Source organism: Streptomyces globisporus C-1027, from assembly GCF_000261345.2.
Classification (GTDB): domain Bacteria; phylum Actinomycetota; class Actinomycetes; order Streptomycetales; family Streptomycetaceae; genus Streptomyces; species Streptomyces pakalii.
The window spans coordinates 56,160-78,349 of record NZ_CP013738.1; the positions used below are offsets into that span (position 1 = coordinate 56,160).

Below are 22,190 nucleotides of genomic sequence, written 5' to 3' on the forward strand. Positions count from 1 at the left end.
CGGCGCGGCGGGCCCCACCGTCACGGGCGGCGAGGGCGGTTCACCCGGTCGAGATCACCTCGTACGAGATCGACTCGTACCGGTGACGTCCGGCCGCGCCGCCGGACACCGCAGGCCCTGTAGGGCCACGGTGAAGCCATGCGTCTCCCGCTCGCCGTCCTTACCGCCGTGCTCCTGCTGTCGGGCTGCACGTCCGTCCACCCCGCCCCGGTCACTCCAGCGCCGGAGCACCGCCCCGCCGGGCAGGCCGTACGCCTCCCCTCTGCCCTGCCGGCTCCGCCCGCCTCTCCCCCGGTACAGCCGCGCGGGCGGGAGGAGCTGGCGTGGATCGGGCCGTCACCGGCTGCTGCGGAGCGCGCACGGGAGCGGCGGAGTCCGGGCGGGCAGGCGGACCGGCCGCGCCGGAGCGTGCCGACCCCGTGGCGGGCCCGTCCGTCCTACCCGCGCAAGGCCACCCCGCCCGCCCCGCGCAATCCGCGGCGGTGGGTGCCGAGCACGCCCCGTGTACCGACCGGGGGCGGTATGCGCTCGGTGTGCCGCTCCGCCCGGGACGTCGCCCCGGGCCTGGCGGGCATGTGCCGCAGCATCAGCCGGTAGCACGGGGCCAGTTCGGGGAACCCGTCCTCCGGGTGCCCTGCGGCTGGGAGCCTGAGCGGATGGCAGACCTCCGCCTGTGGATCTACGGCACCTACCACGACGACCCGAACCCCCGCACGCCCACCCCCGGCCCCGTGTACGTGCAGCTGGTCGGCGGCCCGCTCGACAGGCAGCTCCTGGACGTCACCAGCTTCACGCCCGACGAGCGGGCCTACGATGAGCTGCTGATCAGCCCTCATGGGGCGTACGGGCACGGCGACCAGTCCGACTACGAGCCCCGTGACGACCCCGACCGGTGGGAGTGGCAGGGCGACACCACCTGACGTGCTGCTACACCTCGATGTAGGCGACCACGATCACCGTACCCAGCGCGCTGGTCCAGTACAGGAGCCGTACGCGCTCGACGGTGTCGGTGTACTCACGCAGCCTCGGTTGAGCCGAGTCACCGGGCAGCAGCTCCCCCGCCTCGGGGTCCACGGAGATGACGACCAGGGCGCGGTCCAGAGCGTGAACCTCTGCCTCGGAGGTAATGGCCTCCACCTGTTTCGAGGCGGCGTCGCTGAACGCGATGCGGGCGCGTTGTCGGGCCATCAGGCGACGGCCGGGCGCTGCGCTGCGAGCCGGGCGAGCTGGGCCTCGCGCAGCTCCTCCCACGGCGTGCACTCCTCCACCGAGGGCAGGCCGTTGGCAGCGATGTCCTCCAGGACGGCGGCGTATCGGTCGGCATCCGCACGCGTGCGTTGGGCGCGCGCCTGGAGCCCGGCGACGGCCGTGGGATCCAGCTGTTGCCCGGCACGGGTCGGCTGATCGGTCATCGGGGCCTCCCGGGCAGTCACATAACGGCGTCGATACCACGATAGCGCCGCGCCCGGGGGCTGGGGCTGAGTTCCGGTGCTTGACCAACAGGGCTTCCCGTCCGGGAGAGTTGTGCAGTGCGGCCCCCGCCGAAGCACGCTGGCCCGGGTGCTTCCTGATCGGCTCGCCAGCAAGTCAGGCCAGGGCGACGGTTCGACGTCGAGGTGGTCAGCGAGCCCTTCACCGCAGGAACCGAGGACCCACGGACCTTGATGGGCCGGGTCATCGCCCGCGGAAGCGCCGAGGACTGGGACATCGTCGTGGCCCTCACCGACCTTCCGTTGCACCCCCACAGGCGCAAGCTCGTCGTGGATCTGAATCACGAACACGGCGTTGCGCTGCTGTCCCTTCCGTCCTTGGGGGGCTGGCGGAAGGCCACCACCAAAAGGCCCACGATGAATGGCACGGTTCCAGCCGCCCATTCCGGGGCGGCGATAAGTGATTCCTGACCAGTCCCGCGCACCATCGCATCCATGAAGATCCGATCTTCCGTCTATGTTATTTGATGATCTTTCCGTGCACGATGAGGTACACGGTCACGCTGCTCTGAGGTTATTGCGCCTGGTCAGCCCTGACGCCAGGGCACGCGAAATTATTTTCCAGCCATCTCAAACGAATTCGCTTCGCCGAAGGGGCTGAGAACTTGGCGAGGGGAACGCTTGGGGCCCACCGGCCAGCCAGTAGGTGCAGATAGCCTCGGCCGTCAGCTCGGGCTGTGGAGGTGGCCCTCACTGATCTCTCGCTGTCCTACACGTTGCCCGTGTATCAGACCGCCCTCGGCCTGAGGGAATACCTGACTGCAGGGTTGACACAGCTTCACCGCACCGGCGGGTGTACCGCACGCCTTGCAGAATCCCTGCTCAGCCGCCACTCCAGATGCGTCCATCATGTTTTCCTCCCAGCGTGGATGGATGCTCCGTGTACCCCTAGGAAGCTGCATGATTCACACCCCAAAAGGAGCACCCAAGTCATCTCCTTGCGCGGCACCGAGCAAATCGGATCAGTTGCAGCACACGATTTACCAGCCCATGCGAGGACTCCCCCGGTGGACTACTTCACACCGGAGGAGTCCTTCGACGGCCGACCCCAGTCGGCGGGGGAAAGAAAGGGCCGAGCCGACCACATTCGGATCCCCCTCAACGATGAAGGCAAACCTCCGAGTCCCCTAAAAAAACCGCAGAGCATTCCTCTCAACGCCTTGTCGCCTCCGTGGGGCAGCGCCATTGGCCCACCCGAGTCGCAGCGACTCCCCGATCTGTGCGCCGACCCGGCCCTCGAAGTACAAGCCGCCACCTCGAAGGTCGGCGACCCCGCACCCCTCACCTTCACCCGTAGGACTGGTTGTCCGGGCGAGGGAGTGAGCAGCGGGCGATGCGGTGCGTGCCGGACGCGATCGGGGGCACCCCAACGGGACATCCCCCACGAAGGAGAGCGTCGTGTCGCAGGTTGAAGAGTCCATCGAGGTCAGCGTCCCGGTCAGTGCCGCGTACAACCAGTGGACGCAGTTCGAGAGTTTCCCGCAGTTCATGGAGGGGGTCGAGCGGATCGAGCAGCGTACGCAGACCCTGACGCACTGGAAGACGAAGATCGCTGGTGTCGAGCGGGAGTTCGACGCGGAGATCACCGAGCAGATCCCCGACGAGCGGGTCGCCTGGACCAGCGTCGGAGGCGAGGCCAAGCAGGCCGGTGTCGTGACGTTCCACTACATCGACGACAACACCACCAAGATCATGCTGCAGCTCGACTACGACCCCGAGGGCCTGGCCGAGACCGTCGGTGACAAGCTCGGCTTCGTCAAGCGCCAGGCCACCGGAGACCTCAAGCGCTTCAAGCAGTTCATCGAGTCCCGCAGCACCGAGACCGGCGGCTGGCGCGGCACCGTCTGACCCGCACTCCTGCCGGATCCTGCGCCGCGCGGCCGTGTCACAGATGGGCGATACGGCTGTGCGGTGCCCGGTGGGCCCGCCGGTTGGGCAGTCGCCCGCCGAGCAGGATCAGCCGGGCGGCCCGGTGGCGCTGTCCGGCGTACGGCTCCAGCAGCTGGAGCATCTGCTCGTCGGTGCCGCCGCGAGCGCCGGTGAGGGCGTAGCCGACCTGTACAGGCAGGTGCAGATCGCTGAGGGTGAGGGCGTCGGGGGCACCGAGGGTGCGTTGCAGGGTTTCGGCGGCGGTCCAGGGTCCCACGCCGGGTATGAGCTGGAGCCGGTTCATCGCCTCCGGCAGGGCCATGGTCGCGGCTTCTTCGAGGCGCGGGGCGTAGGAGCAGGCGCGCAGGATCGCCGCCGCCCTGGACCGGTCGACTCCGGCCCGGTGCCATTCCCAGCTCGGCACCATCCGCCAGGTGGCCACCGATGGCGGGACCCGCATCCCCTCCGGTGCAGGGCCCGGAGGCTTTTCCCCGAATTGGTTCAGCAGGCGCCGCCAGGCGTAGTGGGCGCTGCCGGTGGTGATCCGCTGCTCCAGCACGCTCGGGACGAGGGACTCCATCACGAGTCCGGTCCGGGCTAGGCGCAGCCCGCCGTGCTTGCGGTGCGCGGCGGCCACCACCCGGTGCCGGGGCCGGAACGCGCCCGGCTCGTCGTCGGCACCGAGCAGGGACGGAAGCTGTTCCAGCGCCCAGTCGGCACCCGGGCCCCACGCCGTGCCGGTGATCAGCCGTCCGGCGACCGCGTCCGGGCCGTCGCTGATCCGGAGGGCGGCCGGGCCATCGGGCGTGCGCGAGCACCGCCACCAGGTCCCGTCGGGCTTCTGCCGGCAGGCCGGGTCCCCGCGCCCGCGCCGCAGCACCCGCAGCGTGCGGGCGAGGTCGTAGGGCGCGGGCGGCGCCCAGGTACGGCTGGGCATAGCTCCCAGCCTACGAGGGGGCGTGACGGGCTTCGCATCCGATCGTGTGGCTTCGTCTGCTCGCCTTCCGCAGGGCAGCCGCTTGCTGCTGGTTTCACCCGATCGTGTAGGCACACGCACGGTCATCGGGGGCAGGAGGGGGTTGCTGAAGGCGGCGACGACCAGGTGGTCCGGCTGCTGTCGTCGTCAGTCGGCGGTCGCACCCGGGCAGGGATGGGGAGTCCCTGTGGGGAGGGCGGCTCGTCGGCATCACCCCGAGGGGGCGTGTGCCGGGTCGTTTCGTGGTTCCCCCACCGGCCCCGCACACGCCCCGTCTCCATGGGTCTGCGAGACCGGCTAGGCGGTTCCGCGGTTGACGGCTTCCGCGAGGTTCTCGGTGACGTCGAACGCCTCCATCGTCCCCGAAACGGCCAGGAGCAGCAGAATCTTCGGCTGGAGCGGGCCCGCCAGCACCAGTCGGCGCCGCGAGGCCAGGTGCCGGGAGCGGGCGATCAGGAGAGCCCCGAGGAACGAGCTGTCCCCGAACATGCAGCCGGTGAGGTCCACGACCGTGGTCGGCAGCGCGAGCTCGTCCGCCTCCTCCCACGCCGCAAGGAGCAGGTCCACTTCGTCCGCGTCGAACTCCCCGCACGCCTGGACGACGAACACACCAGGCACCTCGCGCACGCGGACATGCGCCGCGGACCTCCACATCATGCGGCCATCGAAGCATCCGTCGAGCAGTTTCCTGCCGGCCCCGGAACCAGCGCCCCAGCGGTCTTTGCCGGGGACGAACACAGGTGGCTCCCATGAGCGGGTTGGGACTGCACCGGCGGTCTACGGGCACGTTGAGATATCGGCGAGCAGGAGGAGACCACGATGAAGGTGGACCGAGGCGCGGTCGCCGCCCAGGAGAATCCGGTGGGGCAGGAGCAGTTCGCTCCGGCCGAGGCAACCCGCGCGGCCGCCCCAGAGCGGAGCAGTCAGACGAAAGCGCGCCCCGCCGAGGGCCGCGGTCGTGCTGTGCAAAAGGCCCGGGCCGGTGAGCAACCCGCGGCGCGGCAGGAGGCGGAGATATTGGCCGCCGCGCTGCTGGCCGACCCGGAGGTGCACGCGATCGGAGATCTCCTGGATCGGGAGGAGTTCCGTTCGGGCGCAGAGCTCCGCGACGAACTGCAGGTTTTCCAGGACCGGTATGACCAGGCCGTGCGAGCGGACGACGTGACGGTGCTGTCCCGTCTGTGCCGGGAAACGAACAGCCGATGGGGACACGTCTGCGTGCTCGCGATCGGGCACGAGGAACGGGTGCCGCACTGGGGCACCACGCCGGAGGGCCCAGCAGCCTGGCTGCACGAAACTCACGGCAGCGATTGAGTTCAGCGAACCCTCAGATCAGCCGTGAACGGCAATGGCCGACCGGGCGTTCTCAGCTGATTTCCTGCCGACGGCCTCACGCGGCCCCCGGGACGGGACCGCGAGGGCCGGCGCAGGCCCGCCTCATATACAGCCAGGCGCACCGTCCCTCTCCCGGTACGGGGCTCCGGAGACCGGGAGGGCGCCTGATGGCGTGCCCTCGGGGATCAGGGAAGGTCGCGGCGGCTTTCCGCGTCCGCGCCCTCGTAGGCGATCTGTTCCTTGCGGACCGTGTCGTTCACCTGCGCTTCCTCGGTGACCTCGGTCGTCTCCAGCCGCACCCGTTCGACCGCCACCTTCTCCTTGCCCACGACCGGGCGTTCCTCGTGGAGGGTGACGGTGGCCTCGGCCTCTCCGATGCCCGGTGCAGCGACTTCACCCGCGCGTACAGGCTCACGTACGACGCGCACCTCCTCATGGGTGACGGGGATAGTCGTCGTCACGTTCTCGGTGACCACGGCCTTCTTCAGCCGCGCGGTCCCCGCCACCCGCTCCTCCGTACCCACGCGCAGGCGCTCCTCCGAACGCACCAGTTCGTGCTCGCCACCGGCGCCGGCAGCGCGGCTCCGTGCGGTGCCGTCGTCCGGGACAGCGGACCTCCCGGTCACGCTCTCGGCGGACGCCGGGTCGGTGAGGCCGTAGTGAGCGTAGAGGTGCCGCTCCTGTTCGGTAGCCAGATGCTCGTCGGCGTCGACACGCGGCGCATCCTTGATGACGTCCTTGGTGAAGGGGACGTGCAGTTCCAGACCACGAACCTGAGCCCCGGCCAGCGGGACGAACGTTTCCTTCGTGCCGAACAGGCCTGTCGGTACCGTGACCCAGTCCGGGCGCTGCGACGTGTCGTCGACGAAGACCTGGCAGATGGACCCGACCTTCTCACCCTCCTGGTCATGGACGGTGAGGTCCCTCAGCTGGTCGGTGGTGAGGTAGTTGCTCATGTGCGCACCTTCTTGACGTTGAGCCGGCTCGACGAAGTCGAACGCGAATACGGGGCGGGAGAGGACGGTCCGTCGGCACCAGAACCGAGAAGGCCTCCGGGACCTACCGAACGGTCCTCAACCCGGCTATCCGGCTGAACACAACGCAATCGTCGCCAAGCGGGCGCACAAGCGCTCGATCCTTCACCTGTGCCCGGTTCAGCGGGTTTCCGGCGACGGCGTCGGCCGCCTCCATCACTTCCGAGGCGGCCGGGAGCAGCGGAGCTTCGGGCTTGAGCGGACCGGCCGGAGTCTGCGGCGGGCCGCGCCACGCGACTCGGCGTGGAGCGAGTCCGCCAGCAGTGTGGAACCTGCGTGGTGGGAACCAGCCGGATCAGCCGCCCCGCGTCAGGGCCGCCGGTCGTGTCGCCGGGGGCTGCATGTCCTCGAGGTGGGGTCCGGCATCGAACCCGGCTTTTGGTCCGTCGTCTTCAGGGTGGAGAGGGTGGGCGATGACCACCACGTTCGCCGAGTGGCCTGCCTTCTCGTCGAAGCGGCCGCCGCAGGCCAGCTGGAGTTCGGGCCGCTCGGCCTCTCCGTGCGCCTTGTCGTCGGAGAACTGGTCCTTCGTGTACGTCTTCACCGCTTCCACCGTGAGCACTGCGGTCTTGCGGTTTGCGCGCACCACTTTGGCCTTTTCGCCCCGGCACAGTGCGTCGGCTGAGGAAGACAGGTGGCGCGGGGTGTGGTGTTCCGGGTCTGCGGAGACCTTCTTCGCGGGAGCGGTCTCAGGGGGCGGATTCGGCGGTTGGCTGTCGGTGAATCAGGCAACGGAGCGGCTGCGGGGTACGGGGTGGTCCTTTCCGTGGGCGGTGTCGAGCTGCTGGTGGAGTCCTGCGAGGCCGGTGGCCAGGGCGTGCCGCTGGCTGGGGGGCATGGCGTTGATGGCTTCGTGGAGCATGGTGTCGCGTTCTTCGCGGATGCGGTTCAGGTGTTCTTTGCCGGTGGGGGTGAGCTGGAGGGTGATCTCGCGGCCGTCGTCGGTGCTGGGCAGGCGCTGGAGGAAGCCGAGGGCCTGGAGGCGGTCGCACATGCGGGTGACGGTGGGGGCGGCGGAGCCGAGGCGTTGGCACGCGGTACGCATGCGTATGCCGGCTTCTCGGTCGACGACGTACATCAGCCGCAGCTGGGATGTGGAGCTGAGGGTGGTGGCGCGCGGGCTGGAGTGGCGGGCGTGCTCCCACATCACGTCGAGGAGTTCGGTGATGGCGCTGGCGGAGCGGGCTGCCTGGTGGCTTGCGCTGGGGGCGGCGTCAGGTGCGGTCACGGGTTTCCCGGTGTGTGCGTGTGCCCGGGGTACGGCCGGGCAGTGGTTTCAGGTGGTGCCGTCCAGGCTGGTGGGCCGGGCCGTGTGGGCGTCGTTGTCCATGATCTGCCCGGTGCGGTGGGGCTGTGCGGAGGAGAGGTACTCAAGTGTGCCCGTCAGACTGAGGAGTCGGTCCAGTTTCGCCGGTCTGTCGTCCAGGTGTAGCCGCACGCCTGCCGCGGTGATGCGCCGGTGGATCAACAGCAGGGCGGACAGTCCCATGGAGTCGACCGCATGCAGGTCGGCGCAGCCCAGGTGCAGGTCAGTCAGGGTGGACCGGTCTGCGAGCTGTGCGGACGCCTCCTCCATGAGGACGTCGGCGCTGAGGTAGTCGGGTCTCCGCGGATCTCTATCCGGACGCCGTCCTGGAGATCGACGGTGGTCAGCTGCAGGTGCTGTTCGGGGTGGGTGTTCATGCGGGGGTCCCGGCGGTGGTGAGGGTGTGATTGGCGGCGGTGAGTATGCGGGCGGCCCGGGGGAAGTCCTTGAGTTCACGGGCCAGGAGGTCCAGTGCCGGCGGAAGGCTGCGCGCGGGCACTTTTCGTGCCTCAAGGATCTGTGCCGTCCAGGTAATGAACCTGGTGAAGAGGTCTTCGTCGTCGATGTAGAGGGCGGTGGCGAGGAACTCGACGATGTGGGCGAGGTCTTCGGCGGTCCGGTCGCGTTGGGCATCGTCGTAGGCCCGCATCGGCGGGAAGGCGTCTTCGAGTCCGGTGTAGACCGCTTGCACGAGCGTGGTGCTGGTGCGGGCGACCAGGGTGTACTCCTGGTCGTCCAGGTGGGGCAGGTCGTCGAGCTGCTGGTGGTCGGGGTTGGGCCGCGGCATCCGCCCCTGGGCGAGATGGTCGGCTGCGCTGCGGGCGTCGGGGGCCCAGGCGTCTGCGCCCAGCAGTGTGGCGTAGCGGCCCTTAGGGCCGAAGGCGGCTCCGCCGGCGATGACGGGGAAGCCGATGGCCTGGCAGGCGGTGATGGCCGCGTGTGCGGTGGGCAGCCGGGAGGCGATCGAGCTGGAGAGCGCGACCGCGTCGGTCTGGGTGCTGTGGAGGTGGGCGATGAGGTGGGAGGTGGGGACCTGGGCGCCGAGGTAGTCGACCTGCCAGCCACGCAGTTTGAGGACCTCGGCGAGCAGCCTGGCGGGCAGGGCGTGCCATTCGCCGTCCACGCAGGCCACGGTGATGCGGTTGCGGGTGACCGGAGTGCGGGCCGCGGGGTGCACGCTCACGGCGGCCACGGCCCGGTCGTTGATGGCGGTCGCCGCGTGCTCCTGGGCGACGGTCATCCGATCGGCCGCCCACTCCTCGCCGACGCGTCCCTGAACCCGGGCGATCACGTCGAGCAGCACGCTTTCCGGGGCGGTGCCCTCGTCGAGCATCCGCAGCACCATATCGATGGCCGTGTACTCGTCCACGGCCGAGACGGCGTTCCACAGCTCGTCCACCAGGCGGTCCAGGTGTTGGGCCCGGGGAAGGCGGGGCGGGGTGCTGGTGCTCATGCGGTATACCTGCCTCGGGTGTGCCCGTCCACTGCGCTGAGGTGGTGGGTGCGGGGGGCGGAGATCACGACGACCGCGATGTCGTCGTGGGAGCGGCCGTTCAGCCACTGGTCGGCCAGCATTTCCACGTGCTCGGCGATTCCATCGGCGGGCATGCCCGCACATCTGGCGAGGGCTCGCTTGAGCCGCGCCTCTCCGAACTGGGCGTCGCCCAGCGGCCCGCCCTTGGCTTCGGTGATGCCGTCTGTGTAGAGGACGCAGAATTCGCCGGGGGCGAGGGTGACGGAGGCGGTGGTGGTCGAGATGTGCGGGAGGGCGCCGATCAGGGTTCCGCGGGTATCGACCTCCTCCACGGTTCCGTCCGAGCGGACGATCAGCGGGCTGGGGTGGCCGCCGCTGGTGAGTCTGAGATCCACCGCGTTCCCGCGCCGTACGGCGGAGGCCAGGACCATGGTGGCGAACCGGGCGTGATGGGAGCTGAGCAGCGCGGTGTTCAGCAGGCTCAACATCCGCTGGTGGTCGTGAGCTATCGGCAGCAGGGCGTGCAGGGTGTTGCGGATCTTGCCGGTCAGGACGGCAGCCTCCAGGCCCTTGCCGCAGACATCTCCCAGGGACACCAGGGATGCCTCGCCCTCGATCGCGGCGGGGTGGACGTCGTAGAAGTCGCCGCCGATCCGCTCGTGATCCGCGGAGGGCCGGTAGCGGCCCGCGTAGTCGATCCCGGAGATGCGGTGCAGCACCGGGGGCAGGAGTTCCTGCATGAGTACGTCGGAGATCGCGGTCTGCTCCGCGTACAGGCGGGCCGCGGACATCGCCGCCCCGGCGCGGGCGGCGAACAGCCGCGCGAAGACTTCTTCCTCGGCGCTGAACGCGCCGGTGTCCGACTTCCGCAGCAGCACGAGCGCACCGGCCGGAACTCCATGCCCGGGAAGCGGCGTGATCACGATGGAGCCGACTGGACCGAACCCTTCGGGCATCATCCAGCCGGGAGCCGCTTCCGGGTCGATCCAGCGGGAGGGCACCGGCGGGAACCCCCGCAGCGCCTCGCCGAGCCCGGGTATGCCGTCAGGGTCGGCCGTCACCGTCGACGGGGTGGGTGCGCCGCCGCGCAGGCATGTCACCACCGGGAACCGGGTTCCGCGGGCCGGTGCGATGGCCAGGGCGGCGTCCGCGAGGTTCTCGGCGGCCATCTGCGCGGTGACGTCCATACAGCGACCCAGATTCAGGGACGACAGCAGAGCGCTGGATGCTCTGGCAAGGAACTCGGTGCGCTCCCGCTCCATCCTCAGGGCTTCCTGGGCGAGTTGGCGGTCGGTGTCGTCCACCAGCCACCACGCCACCGAACCGTCGTCTCCCACGGTGGGGTGGGCTTCGAAGTGGCGCCCCTCGATCGTTCCGCGCAGAGGCTCCGGCGTGGCAGGAGCGGCATGCGGGCCGGGAAGGCTGAGAGCGGCGTGTGCTGCCAGGAGCCATGGAGGTGCGGTGTCCGCCAGGGAAGCGCCCGGCCCTGCGGCAGGCAGAAGAAGTCCCGCGGCGGCGTTGCGCCGCAGGACTGTGCCGTGGGCGTCAGCGACCAGGACCGGATACGGGGGCCGCCCCCATGGACTGTCCGGCGTCTCGGCCTGATCGGCGTGCGCTTGCGTGGAAACCAAATACGTGAGGTCCGCCGGGCGGACCCCTCACCTCATCGACTAGATAGTTGCCTGAAGGCAACTATCTCGTGTGCTGCCCCAGCGGGCAACCGACGTCTGGCCTGACCGAGAGGAAATGTGCAGGATCCTCACACCTGCTCCTGCCCGGCACTCGTATCGGCAGTCCTGGCTGGGGCGCCGTGCCAGTCGAGGCACATCACCAGCGAGTCGTCCGCCGCCGGTCCCGATCCCCGGTGCCCCAGCAATTCCTGGAGCATCACCCTGGGCACCTGCGGCGCGGGCAGCAGGCGGGTGCTGTTGATCGAGGCGGCCAGCGCGCGGTTGCTGTACTTCTCCCCGGCCGGGGAGAGCGCGTCGTAGACGCCGTCGCTGATGAACAGCAGCCGGTCGCCGGGCTCGACCCGGAAACGCTGCGCGATGTAATCGGTGTCCTCGAACATGCCCAGAGGCATCTGCGCCTCCAGCTCGACCGGCTCGACGACCCCTTTGCGTACCCGCCACATACGCGGCGATCCGGCATCGATGGCCTCTACCTCACCGGTCGGGAGGTGGAATCGGAGAAGCAGGGTGGACAGGTACTGGTCCCCACGGTGCTGCCCGTACACCGCCTGGTCGGCCAGGTACGCCTGATCGCTCAGGCTCAGGCCGGCCCGTCGGGCATTGCGCAGCGCGTTGACACAGAGATTGGTCAGCAGCGCGGCGTCGATGCCTTCGCCCATGCCGTTGCTGACGGTCACATACAGGTCGTCGGCCGAGGCGGACCAGTCGAAGCTGTCGCCGAAGATGGCGTAGGCGGGCTCGAGTTGACCGCCCAGGCTGTACTCCGGCCGCGAGCAGGAACGGCCGGGCAGCAACTGCCACTGCATCTCGGCGGCCAGCGTCAGCCGCTCCACCCGCCGCGCCTGCAGGAAGAGGTCGGTGTCCCGCTCCGCCACGACCACCTCGTGCGCCAGGGCGTCAGCGCAGTGCTGGAGATCCGCCAGCACCTGTCGGTCCGGCCCCTCGCCCTCGGCGGCCGGCAGCTCGACGCTGAGAATGCCCAGCCGGTCCCCCCGCACGCTGACCGGCAGGTAGGCGCTCACCGTGGACGCGGAACGGTCGTGCACGTAGTGCGGCTCCTGAGCTCCGAAGGCGCGGCCCGGAGCGCTGTCGCTCACCGGGACAGGAGCCCGCGTGTGGGGCAGCACTCCGATCGGCTGCAACTCCGTCATGGCGTAATCGGCCAGCAGCAGATCCACCGCCAGGGCGCCGTGACGCCGCTCGATCACCGAACGGATCACGTCGAAAATCTCATGCGGAGCAGCCTCACGCAGAGCGCGCTCGACCAGACTGGACCTCTCCAACGGTGACAAACCTGCCTTCTCGACCATAAACGATAAAAATGGGCGTCACTGCCACGAACGTGAGGCCCGCATGCCCCGCCCTACGTTAGACACAGGCGCTGCATATCGTTGCTCTTAGTCAATCAATTTGACGCCCGTAGAGTAGTCCAGAGGCAGCGGGTAGCGCACAAGGACGGTCGGATCACCGCGGGCGGCGGGGTCGGTACCGAACAGAGCCGGCAGCTACCCCAGCACCCGTTCCCGTGCCGTACCAGTGAGCGGCCGCCTCGCGATCGTGTTAAGGCGGTGGTTGATCCGGAGGGTGAGAGGGCCGTCGGGCGCGAGGGCACCGCCACCAGGTCCCGCGGTGGAGGTGCGGGCAGCCTGGCCCGGCACGAGGATCGAAGGTGCAGGCAGCGGACCACGCCTCCTGCCCGCGGATACGTCCACGGTTCGTTCGCTCTGACACTTTCGTGGGGGCCGGGAGGTAGACATGCCGAGGCCGCTATGGGCAGGGGCGATCAGTTTCGGGCTGGTCACCATCCCCGTGAAGATCGTGTCCGCGACCGAGGACCATGACGTCCACTTCCATCGGGTGCACCTCACCGACATGGGGCGGGTGCGGACGCGGAAGGTGTGCGAGCTCGACGGTGAGGTCGTGTCTCAGGACGAGATCGGCAAGGGTTACGAGATCGCGAAGGGCGAAACCGTCCCGGTCACGGACGAGGAGCTTGACCAGATGCCGCTGCCGACGGCGAAGGCGATCGAGATCGCCGCGTTCGTCGACGCCGACTCGATCGACCCGGTCCGCATCAGCGACTCCTACTACCTGGCTGCCGACGGACAGGTCGCCGCCAAGCCCTACACCCTGCTGCGCAAAGCCCTGGAGCGGTCCTCGAAGGTCGCGGTGGCGAAGTTCGCGTGGCACGGCCGCGAGCGCTTGGGTCTGCTCCGGATCCGGGAAGGGGCGATCGTGCTGCACTCCATGAAGTGGCCCGACGAGGTCCGCAGCCCCGACGAGCTCGCCCCGCGCGAGGTCGAGGTCGGCGAGGACGAGATCAAGCAGGCCCTTCAGCTGGCCGAGCAGATGACGATCGCGGACCTGTCCGGTTTCCACGACGAGTACCGCGAGGCGCTCGAAGGCATCATCGCCTCGAAGGCGGAAGGCAAGCCCCTCCCGAGCCCCGCCGAAGACGGGAAACCGGAGAAGGGTGAGGTCGTGGACCTGATGGCCGCCCTGAACGCCTCCGTCAAAGCGGCCGAGGAATCCCGCGGCGAGCGTGGCGAGAACGCCACCGTGCACGAGATGCGGCCGTCGAAGAAGACCGCCCGGAAGGCACCGGCGAAGAAGACAGCCGCCTCGAAGAAGTCCACAGCGTCGAAGAAGACGGCCGCGAAGAAGCGCAGTGCCTCCTGACCCTCCTCCTGCTGCGGGTGCCGTGCTGCCGAGGATCGAGCCGATGCTCGCGACACCCGGCCCGTTGCCGTCGGCGGGCGTGGAGGACCGGTGGGCGTTCGAGGTGAAGCAGGACGGCCAGCGGGCCATGGTCTACCTGCCGGGCGACGGCACGATCCTCCTGCGCGCTCGTTCGGGTACGGACATCACCGCCGCCTACCCCGAACTCCTCCCCCTCGCCCACGCCCTCGGCGCACGGAGCGCGGTGCTGGACGGGGAGATCGTCGCGCTCGACGATCAGGGCCGCAGCGACTTCGAACGCCTCCAGCAGCGGATGGGCCTCGTCGGCGCTCCCGCGAAGGCCGCGCGGCTGGCGGGCCGGGTGCCCGCGCACATGATGCTCTTCGACCTCGTGCACCTCGACGGCCGGCTCCTGACCGGACTCCCGTACGCGGAGCGGCGGGAACTGCTGGAAGGTCTCGGGCTGGCCGGGCCCTCCTGGTCGACCCCTGCGGCGATCACCGGGCACGGGGCCGAGGCGTGGGAGATGGCCCAGGAGGCCGGGCTGGAGGGGCTGATCGCCAAACGGCTCACCTCCCCGTACGAGCCCGGAGCACGCTCGAAGACCTGGGTCAAGATCAAGGTCCACCGTCTCGCCGACGTCGTGATCGGCGGGTGGGTCCCCGGACGCGGACGGCTGACCGGCCTGCCCGGGGCCGTCCTGGTCGGCGAGCGGTACGACGGGCTGCTGCACTACGCGGGCAGCGTCGGCACCGGCTGGACCGAAGCCGAACGCACCCGCCTCGCCGCCCTCCTCCAGGCCGCGGCCACCGACGCCTGCCCCTTCGCCCAGGTACCGCCGGTGGCCGAGGCCCGGTGGGTACTCCCCCAGCTCGTCGGCGAAGTGCGATACACCTCCCGCACCCGCGCCGGACGCCTCCGCCACCCCTCCTGGCACCGGCTCCGCCCCGACGTCACCCCCGATGACCTGGCTGGCTGAAAAATCGCGCCTCGAACTCGCGTGTTCGAATTAATGTTCGATACAGTCGATGGAGAAGAGTTCGATTAGTAACGCTTTGGGGGTTATGGGCGGAGGGTTTCATGCAAGAAGGCGTCCCTCACCTGCATGTCAGTAGTGGATTTTCGGCCCGCTACGGTGCCTCGCGCCCGCATGACCTCGTCGCGCGGGCGTCCGAGCGCGGGATCGGGGCGCTGGCGCTGACCGACCGCGACATGGTCACCGGAACAGTGCGCTTCGCGAAGGCCGCCGCGGCCGCCGGAGTGAAGCCCTTGTTCGGCGTCGACCTCGGCATCGCCCCCCACGTCCCCGCGGCCGAAGCCCGCCGACGTAGCCCCGTGCGCGGCGGCGCGCACGTAGCCGAGGCACCTTTCCGGACGACCTTCCTCGCCCGGAACGCGGCCGGGTGGGCGCGGCTGTGCCGACTCGTATCCGCCGTGCACGCCGAGGCCTTCGCCGCCGATGCGCCACCGGCGGCTTCGTGGGAGATGCTCGGCCGGTACGCCGGTCAGGGGTTGATGGTGTTGCTCGGCCCGGTCTCGGAGCCGCTGCGGGCGCTCGCCGGTGGCCGCCCGGACATCGCCGAGCGGCTTCTGGCCCCGTGGCAGGAGGCCGTCGGCGGCGGGCTGCGGCTGGAGATCGTGTGCTGGGGGCTGTCCGGCACCGGCCCGGGGTCGGTACGCCTGGCCTCGCACACCCTGGCGCTCGCCGACCGCCTCGGCATCCCGGCCGTGCTGACCAACGCCGTACGGTACGCCGACCAGTCCCAGCACCGGGTCGCGGACGTCCTGGACGCGGCCCGGCTGCTGCGGCCCATCGACCGGCGGCGGCTCGACTGCGGGGAACGCTGGCTCAAGGACGGGCCGACGATGACAAACATTGCCGAGCGGGTGGCGGCCGCGCACGGGGGCGGCGGGGCGCGCGCCGTGCGGCTGCTCGCCGACACCGCGGCCGTCGCGGAGGCGTGCGAGGTCGACCCGGTGAGGGATCTGGGGCTCGGTGTCCCGCACTTCCCCGAGCCTTCCGTCGTCGGCGCCGAGGCGGGGCCGGGTGGGGCGATGCGGCTGTTGCGGCAGCGGTGCGAGAGCGGCATGGCCGCCCGCGGTCTCGACCGGGACCGGCGTTCGATGGACCAGCTCGACTACGAGCTCGGCGTGATCGGCCGGCTCCAATACGAGCCGTACTTCCTCGCCGTGGCCCAGGTCGTCGCCGACGTGCGGGACATGGGCATTCGGGTCGCCGCCCGCGGCTCCGGCGCCGGCTCCATGGTCAACCACTCGCTTTTCGTCGCCACGGCGAACCCGTTGGAGCACCACCTGCTGTTCGAGCGGTTCCTGTCCGAGCGGCGCTCGTCGCTGCCGGACATCGACATCGACGTGGAGTCAGCGCGCCGACTGGAGGTGTACGACCGGGTCATCGAGCGCTTCGGGCGGGAGCGGGTCGCGGTCACCGGGATGCCCGAGACCTACCGGGCCCGGCACGCCCTGCGGGACACGGGCCTCGCGCTCGGGATCGCCCCGGCAACCGTGGACCGGATCGCGAAGTCGTTCCCGCACATCCGGGCGTGCGACATCCGCTCCGCGCTCGCGGAACTGCCGGAGCTGCGGGAGCTCGCGGGCGAGGCCGGGCGGTACGGGCCGCTGTGGGAGCTCGCCGAGAGCCTGGACGCGCTGCCGCGCGGGATCGCGATGCACCCCTGCGGCGTGATCCTCTCCAACACCAGCCTCCTGGACCGGCTACCGGTTCAGCCCACCCCCGGTGGGGAGTACCCGATGCTCCAGGCCGACAAGGAGGACGTCGAGGACCTCGGGCTGCTCAAGCTCGACGTGCTGGGGGTGCGGATGCAGTCGGCGATGGCGCACGCCGTCACCGAGATCCGCCGCACCACCGGCAGGGCGATCGACCTCGACAACCCCGACCACGTGCCCCTGGACGACCGGTTCGCGTTCGCTCTCATCCAGGCCTCGGACACGGTGGGGATGTTCCAGCTGGAGTCCCCCGGCCAGCAGGACCTGGTCGGCCGGCTCCAGCCCCGTGACCCGCAGGACGTCATCGCCGACATCAGCCTGTTCCGCCCCGGCCCGGTGCAGGGCGGGATGCCCGCCCTCTATATCGCCGCCCGCCACGGCGCCGCACCGGCATACCCGCACCCGGACCTGGAGCCGGTCCTGCGGGACACGTACGGGGTGACGATCTGGCACGAGCAGATCATCGACATCCTCGCGGTCATGACCGGCTGCGACCGCGCCCTCGGCGAAGTCGCCCGTCGCGCCCTCAGCGACAAGGAACGCCTGCCGAAGGTCGAGGCGTGGTTCCGGCAGCAGGCCGGCGCCCGCGGCTACAGCCCGGAGGTCCTGGACGAGGTCTGGGACGTGGTCGCCTCGTTCGGCGCGTACGGGTTCTGCCGGGCCCACGCCGTCGCGTTCGCCGTGCCCGCGCTCCAGTCCGCGTGGCTCAAGGCCCACCACCCCGCCGCCCTCTACGCGGGGCTGCTGGAGCACGACCCGGGCATGTGGCCGGCCCGCGTCATCGTCGCCGACGCCCGCCGCCACGACGTCCCCGTCCTGCCCGTCGACATCAACACCTCCCAGGCCCAGTACGCGGTCGAACGGACCGGATCGGGGTGGGGAGTGCGGATCTCCCTGTCCACCGTCCACGGCATCTCCGACGACGAGGTCGCCCGGATCACCGACGGCCAGCCCTACACCTCCCTGCAGGACTTCTACGCCCGCGCCCACCCCAAGCTCCCCACCGCCGAGCGCCTCATCAGCATCGGCGCCCTCGACCAGCTCAAGGGCGAGGCGTCCCGGCGGGACCTACTACTCCAGGCGACCGAGCTCCACCGCCAAACCCGCACCCGCCCGGGGGCCGGGCAGCTGCCGCTCGCCACCACCCCGCACGCCGCCGGATCGTCCGGGCTGCGGGAGATGACCGCCCGGGAACGACTGGACGCCGAGCTCGGCGTCCTCAAGATCGACGTCTCACGGCACCTCATGGAAGACCACCACCGGCTGCTCCGCGAGGTCGGCGCGACCGACGCGAAACACCTGCGGGCGATGCACCCCGGGCAGCGCGTCCTGGTCGCCGGTGTCCGCGCCTCCACCCAGACCCCGCCCATCGCCTCCGGCAAGCGCATCATCTTCGTCACGCTCGAAGACGGCAGCGGTTTGGTCGATCTGGCGTTCTTCGAGGACTCCCACGAGCGGTGCGCGCACACGGTCTTCCACCACGGGCTGCTCCTCGTACGCGGCACCGTCGAAGCCCGCGGCCCCCGGCGCACCGTCGTCGGCCAGATGGCCTGGGACCTCGACGAACTCGCCACCGCCCGCGCCACCCACGGGCCCCAGGCCGTCCTCGACCTCCTGGGCCAGGCTCCCTCCCCCACACCGGCCCAGCCTGAGCCCGGGCGGACGATTCCCGACGGCACCGCAGGCGCCCGCCTGCACCCCTGGAGCGACCTCCAGCCCGCGGGAACCCGCTCGGCCGACCTCACCCGCTTCGGCCACCGGAGCCCCGGGAGCCCGGGATGAACACCACCAGCCGGCCGCGGCCGCGCGCGATCTTGCGGATCCATTTCCACGCTGCCGAACGGAGCGAGGAACTGTACGGGCAGCTGCTCACGGTCGTCGACAGCATCAGCTCACGCGTCGAACCCCTGCCCGCAGACTGGTCAGCGTACGTCGACCTCACCGGCGCCCTGACGTACTGGGGCCGCGATGTCGAGGGCCTGGTCGCCGTGCTCCGGCTGCGCCTGCTCGCGCTGCACGGCGTGCAGTGCTCGGCTGGGGCCGGGCCTACCCGCTCGATCGCGGCAATGGCCGCCGACGCCACACCGCCAGGCGCGGCCACGGTGGTACGGGACGCCCCGTACGAGATCGCCGCGTTCCTGCGCACCAAACCGGCCTCCGCCCTGCCCGGCATCGGCCCCAAGACCGCCAAGACGCTCGCCCGCTACGGCATCACGTCGGTCGGCGACATCGCCGACACCAGGCTCCCCACCCTCCAGCGCATCCTCGGAACCACCGCGGCACGCCTGGCCCACGACCGCGCCCGCGGCATCGACGAACGACCCGTCGTCCCCGGTGCCGCGCCCAGGACGATGAGCGCGAGCCGCCGTTTCGACCGCGACGAGCTCGACCCCGACCAGCACCACCGCGCAGTTCTCGGCCTGGTTCAGGACCTCGGCGCGCGGCTGCGTACGAGCGGGGAGATCGCCCAGGCGCTCACGCTCACCGTTACCTACGCCGACCGCTCCCAGACCACCCGCACCCGGACCCTCGCCGAACCCACCGCGCACACCCCCGCGTTGGCCGACACCGCCCGCACCCTCCTCTCCGGCTTCGGCCTCCAGCGAGCCCGCGTCCGCACCATCGCCCTGCGCGCGGGACGCCTCCGTACCGCCGAGGACACCGTCCACCAGCTCACCCTCGACGCCCGCGACGACAAGCTCCGCCGCCTCGAAACCGCCATCGACAAGGCCGCGACCCGCTACGGACCCGGTGTCGCCGGAGCCGCATCGACCTTTCCCCGAACCGGGTAAACCGTCCCGCTCCCCCACCGCACCGGCGAGGAACAGCCCAACGCCCGGGCTGGCCGCTTTGATGCCGGTCCCAGATCAGTCGTCCAGCGTGCCTGTCGTGTAGAAGCCGGTGATCCGGCGCCGGCCGGCCTTGGTGGTCGCCGTCTCATGGAAGTAGGGCGCGGGGATAGTGAGAACGCCGTAGCCGTATCCGCCGTGAAGGCTGACGGTTTCCACGGTGCGCCCGCCGGGCTCGTACGCCTGCACCACCACGGTCTCGGGGTAGTGGGAGGTGGACCTGCCCGAGCAAGCCGTGCAGATTTGACTGGCCTCGATACGGTGCATGAACCCCTCCCGGGCGAACGGCTGTTGAACAGGTCCCGCCGAGGGTGGCGCCCGCCCGCCTCAGCTCGCTGGCCCCCGGCGGCCAGCGGGTCACTTCAGGGTCACGCAGGCCTTCGTCGACAACCCCCTGTACTCCACGCAGATGCGGGTATTGCGCGGGTACGTGGGGCCGGTGTGACCGTCCCGGCCCCAGGACGTCTCCACGTGGCTACCCACCCGGTTCGCGCGCTTCCAGCCTCCGCCCGTCTTCCACGTGCCGCCGGGCTTCTTCACCAGCCAGCGGGCCCTACCGGAGCGGACACCCTCGCGGGAGGCGTACACCCAGCCCACCCCACGGGCCTGCGCACCACGGCGGTGCCAGTGGTGAACCACGGCCCCGGGGCGGCAGCCGGAGCCGCTGCCCGCGCAGTCACGGACGCGGGTGTCGACGTACGCCCGCACAGCGGTCGGATCAGCCGACACGGAGGGCGCGAGCGCCACCGGGACCAAGGCGGCGGCCAGGACGGCGGAGGTGATCATCTGTCGGTTCATGATCAGCTCAACCGAGCCTTACGAGGCCACCGTCACGGTTGCGGAGGGTAGTTCACTCGCCGTGATGGCCCCCAGCCCCGACGCGACTCGGAAGTTCGGCAAAGATCGATGGCTCGGAGTCCCTGCGACCGCCCGGCATATCCGGGGTCACTGCCCCTACTGCGGCGAAGCAGGACTCCTGTCCCCCCGCTACGGGGGGCCGCTCCTCGCCCCTCAGCTCAGCGAAGTAGCCCTAACGAGCTCGTGCACGGTAAGCGGTGGGACGTCGAGCGCGGATCGGCGATCATGGCTGCGTGGTGGGGAACGTGACGCGCAGAGCGATCATCAGCGACCAGAGGATTACGGGCTTATCGGCCGCTGTGATCGCTGCACTCGTGGCTGAAGTTGGCCCGTTGTGGCATGAACGGCACCAGGACAGGCTTGCGTCCAGGCAGCGGAAGCGTGCCGTGGGCGCTGGTGCGAAGCACCAGATGGTGTTCGTCGACCGGCTCCTGGCCACGCTGGTGCACCTTCGCCATGGGGTTACTCATGATGTGCTGGCCTGCTGGTTCGGCGTGGACCGCTCGACCGTCACCCGGGCTGTCGGTGAGGTGCGGCCCCTGCTCGCCGAGCGAGGGTGCACCGTCAGCCCCGGCGTACGGCTGCGTTCCCTGGCCGAGGTCGTGGAGCATCTCGGCCAGGCCGGGAAGACCGGCATCATCGACGGCACCGAGATCCGTGTCCGCCGCCCGGCCGCCGGCCGCAAGGACCGGGACAAGTTCATCTCCGGCAAGAACAAGCAGAACGCCGTGGAGGCCATGGTCTTCACCGACGGGGACGGGCGACTGCTGTTCTGCAGCCCGACCAGACCCGGAAGCTGCGCGGACATCACTCACGCCCGCAAGTTAGGGCTGGTCAAGCTCCTGGCCGACGGGCCGGCGGTCGAGATCCTCGCCGATGCCGGCTATCAGGGACTCGGAGCACAGACCGGCGGCCGCGTCGTGACGCCCCCGCACCGCAAGTTCAAGAAGAACGCCCCGGACTGGTACGAGGAGATGCACGAGCGCCAGCGCAAAGCTCACTCCTCACGCCGTATCCGGGTCGAACACGGCATCGCCCACCTGAAGAACTGGCGGGCACTGGCCCGCCACCTCGGCCGCCGCGAGCACATGGACGACACCGTCCAAGCCATCGCCGGCCTACTGTCCCACCAACAGACCGCAGACCGGATCCCGGCTCGGCAGACGTGAGTACCGAGGGTCCCCGGCCCATCGACTTCCCACCGCTTACCGTGCACGAGCTCGTTGGCGCCCGACACGACACCGGTGCGCGACCGCGGTTCGCTCGGTGCACCAGACGTCGCCTTCGCCGATCACCTCCCGCTCGGCATCGTCGCAGCCCTCGACAACCGTGTACCCGGCCTCAGCGGGCTCGCGCTGGTGGAGGACGGCTGGCGGCACGACTCGAGCCTGGACATCTACACGCTCCCCGCGGCCACCGATCGCGTCGAAGCGCTGGGAAAGGTGGCCGACGCCACGGTGGCCCGGACCCATCTGGGCGCGTGCCGGTTCCCTGCTCGACCAGGAGACCGAGCGTGTGGGGGTGGCCGTCGTCAGCAACGCCCTGCCGAGCGTCCTCGCCGGGCTCGGCCCGAAGATCTGTTTCGCCGGGGAGACTGTACGTGCCGGATCCGCACCCCGAGACGTTTGAGCGAGGCCCCCGCCGCGTGGTTCTGGTGGGGATCGTGTCGGGCTACAGTGCCTCCGTCTTCAGTTTCGACCGTTTCGACGTCGTGTGGTTCGGCTATCCCGTCCCCGGTCTGAACACGCTGATGGCCACCCGGGAGACCACTGTCGAAAGGGACCGGCTCAAGCTCGTAGTCGGCGCGCTCAGGGCCAAGATCCTTCGAGAGCCCGCGCACCATGGGCTTCCTGGCCGCCGCATCCGACTTCACGCCGGCGACCG

General features: G+C 70.2%; 22 protein-coding genes and 1 pseudogene. 10 read left to right on the forward strand and 13 right to left on the reverse strand.

Going from position 1 to position 22,190, the window contains the following annotated elements; genetic code table 11:
- Positions 1 to 138 precede the first annotated feature (138 nt).
- Together WQO_RS35915 and WQO_RS00200 are read left to right on the forward strand one after the other, a co-directional pair.
- Positions 139 to 597, forward strand: a complete 459-nt coding sequence (locus WQO_RS35915) for a hypothetical protein (protein ID WP_148660107.1) — start codon at positions 139 to 141, stop codon at positions 595 to 597.
- Between the two features lie 59 nt (positions 598 to 656).
- On the forward strand, positions 657 to 920 hold the full coding sequence (locus tag WQO_RS00200; RefSeq protein ID WP_010063862.1) for a hypothetical protein: 264 nt from the start codon (positions 657 to 659) through the stop codon (positions 918 to 920).
- 7 nt (positions 921 to 927) lie between these two features.
- Here WQO_RS00200 and WQO_RS00205 read toward each other — a convergent pair whose 3' ends face one another.
- Positions 928 to 1,188 (reverse strand): hypothetical protein, encoded by a 261-nt coding sequence (locus tag WQO_RS00205; RefSeq protein WP_010063861.1) that lies wholly within the window; start codon positions 1,186 to 1,188, stop codon positions 928 to 930.
- Positions 1,188 to 1,412 (reverse strand): hypothetical protein, encoded by a 225-nt coding sequence (locus WQO_RS00210; protein ID WP_010063860.1) that lies wholly within the window; start codon positions 1,410 to 1,412, stop codon positions 1,188 to 1,190. Before WQO_RS00210 ends, WQO_RS00205 begins: the two co-directional genes overlap by 1 nt.
- A 112-nt stretch (positions 1,413 to 1,524) precedes the next feature.
- On the opposite strand from WQO_RS00210, the pseudogene WQO_RS36615 reads away from it, so the two are divergent.
- Together WQO_RS36615 and WQO_RS00220 are read left to right on the forward strand one after the other, a co-directional pair.
- A pseudogene (locus WQO_RS36615) lies at positions 1,525 to 1,862 on the forward strand (hypothetical protein); the annotation flags it as partial.
- A 1,026-nt stretch (positions 1,863 to 2,888) separates the two neighbouring features.
- On the forward strand, positions 2,889 to 3,338 hold the full coding sequence (locus WQO_RS00220; RefSeq protein WP_010063858.1) for an SRPBCC family protein: 450 nt from the start codon (positions 2,889 to 2,891) through the stop codon (positions 3,336 to 3,338).
- A 37-nt stretch (positions 3,339 to 3,375) separates the two neighbouring features.
- Here the strand turns inward: WQO_RS00220 and WQO_RS00225 are convergent, their stop codons facing one another.
- Together WQO_RS00225 and WQO_RS00230 are read right to left on the reverse strand one after the other, a co-directional pair.
- Entirely contained in the window at positions 3,376 to 4,296 is a 921-nt protein-coding gene (locus tag WQO_RS00225) for a DNA-3-methyladenine glycosylase family protein (RefSeq protein WP_058953812.1), read from the reverse strand.
- A gap of 336 nt (positions 4,297 to 4,632) precedes the next feature.
- Positions 4,633 to 4,992, reverse strand: a complete 360-nt coding sequence (locus tag WQO_RS00230) for an STAS domain-containing protein (RefSeq protein WP_029182657.1) — start codon at positions 4,990 to 4,992, stop codon at positions 4,633 to 4,635.
- Positions 4,993 to 5,154: 162 nt separating this feature from the next.
- Here WQO_RS00230 and WQO_RS00235 point away from each other — a divergent pair, with 162 nt between their 5' ends.
- The gene (locus tag WQO_RS00235; RefSeq protein WP_010063854.1) at positions 5,155 to 5,649 is read left to right on the forward strand and encodes a hypothetical protein; all 495 of its coding nucleotides are present in this window, start codon (positions 5,155 to 5,157) and stop codon (positions 5,647 to 5,649) included.
- 206 nt (positions 5,650 to 5,855) lie between these two features.
- On the opposite strand, the gene WQO_RS00240 is transcribed toward WQO_RS00235, so the two are convergent.
- The 7 genes from WQO_RS00240 to WQO_RS00270 form a co-directional block, all read right to left on the reverse strand.
- Positions 5,856 to 6,626: a DUF2382 domain-containing protein gene (locus WQO_RS00240; RefSeq protein ID WP_010063853.1), complete on the reverse strand. Its 771-nt coding sequence runs from the start codon at positions 6,624 to 6,626 to the stop codon at positions 5,856 to 5,858.
- 373 nt (positions 6,627 to 6,999) lie between these two features.
- Positions 7,000 to 7,293: a sortase family protein gene (locus WQO_RS37240; protein ID WP_058953813.1), complete on the reverse strand. Its 294-nt coding sequence runs from the start codon at positions 7,291 to 7,293 to the stop codon at positions 7,000 to 7,002.
- Positions 7,294 to 7,428: 135 nt separating this feature from the next.
- Positions 7,429 to 7,932, reverse strand: a complete 504-nt coding sequence (locus WQO_RS00250) for a MarR family winged helix-turn-helix transcriptional regulator (protein ID WP_010063851.1) — start codon at positions 7,930 to 7,932, stop codon at positions 7,429 to 7,431.
- Between the two features lie 48 nt (positions 7,933 to 7,980).
- Positions 7,981 to 8,280: an STAS domain-containing protein gene (locus WQO_RS36515; protein ID WP_010063850.1), complete on the reverse strand. Its 300-nt coding sequence runs from the start codon at positions 8,278 to 8,280 to the stop codon at positions 7,981 to 7,983.
- A 103-nt stretch (positions 8,281 to 8,383) separates the two neighbouring features.
- The gene (locus tag WQO_RS00260; RefSeq protein WP_010063849.1) at positions 8,384 to 9,463 is read right to left on the reverse strand and encodes a cobalamin B12-binding domain-containing protein; all 1,080 of its coding nucleotides are present in this window, start codon (positions 9,461 to 9,463) and stop codon (positions 8,384 to 8,386) included.
- On the reverse strand, positions 9,460 to 11,013 hold the full coding sequence (locus WQO_RS00265) for a PP2C family protein-serine/threonine phosphatase (protein ID WP_029182654.1): 1,554 nt from the start codon (positions 11,011 to 11,013) through the stop codon (positions 9,460 to 9,462). The genes WQO_RS00260 and WQO_RS00265 overlap by 4 nt, the downstream gene beginning before the upstream one ends.
- A gap of 230 nt (positions 11,014 to 11,243) precedes the next feature.
- The gene (locus tag WQO_RS00270) at positions 11,244 to 12,485 is read right to left on the reverse strand and encodes a PP2C family protein-serine/threonine phosphatase (protein ID WP_382790260.1); all 1,242 of its coding nucleotides are present in this window, start codon (positions 12,483 to 12,485) and stop codon (positions 11,244 to 11,246) included.
- A gap of 445 nt (positions 12,486 to 12,930) precedes the next feature.
- Between WQO_RS00270 and ku the strand changes: the two genes are divergently transcribed.
- From ku to WQO_RS00290, 4 genes are all read left to right on the forward strand, one after another.
- Positions 12,931 to 13,854, forward strand: a complete 924-nt coding sequence (ku, locus tag WQO_RS00275; protein ID WP_010063845.1) for a non-homologous end joining protein Ku — start codon at positions 12,931 to 12,933, stop codon at positions 13,852 to 13,854.
- A 43-nt stretch (positions 13,855 to 13,897) separates the two neighbouring features.
- Positions 13,898 to 14,833, forward strand: a complete 936-nt coding sequence (ligD, locus tag WQO_RS00280; protein WP_010063844.1) for a non-homologous end-joining DNA ligase — start codon at positions 13,898 to 13,900, stop codon at positions 14,831 to 14,833.
- A gap of 101 nt (positions 14,834 to 14,934) precedes the next feature.
- Entirely contained in the window at positions 14,935 to 18,381 is a 3,447-nt protein-coding gene (locus WQO_RS00285; protein ID WP_010063843.1) for a DNA polymerase III subunit alpha, read from the forward strand.
- Positions 18,378 to 19,391, forward strand: coding sequence for a DNA polymerase Y family protein (locus WQO_RS00290; protein ID WP_010063842.1), 1,014 nt, complete (start codon positions 18,378 to 18,380; stop codon positions 19,389 to 19,391). Before WQO_RS00285 ends, WQO_RS00290 begins: the two co-directional genes overlap by 4 nt.
- A gap of 75 nt (positions 19,392 to 19,466) precedes the next feature.
- Here the strand turns inward: WQO_RS00290 and WQO_RS00295 are convergent, their stop codons facing one another.
- Complete coding sequence (locus WQO_RS00295; protein ID WP_010063841.1) at positions 19,467 to 19,715, reverse strand: hypothetical protein; 249 nt, start codon at positions 19,713 to 19,715, stop codon at positions 19,467 to 19,469.
- Between the two features lie 90 nt (positions 19,716 to 19,805).
- Positions 19,806 to 20,246, reverse strand: a complete 441-nt coding sequence (locus WQO_RS00300; protein WP_107115785.1) for a hypothetical protein — start codon at positions 20,244 to 20,246, stop codon at positions 19,806 to 19,808.
- Positions 20,247 to 20,692: 446 nt separating this feature from the next.
- On the opposite strand from WQO_RS00300, the gene WQO_RS00305 reads away from it, so the two are divergent.
- Entirely contained in the window at positions 20,693 to 21,475 is a 783-nt protein-coding gene (locus WQO_RS00305; protein ID WP_237274077.1) for a transposase, read from the forward strand.
- Positions 21,476 to 22,190 lie beyond the last annotated feature (715 nt).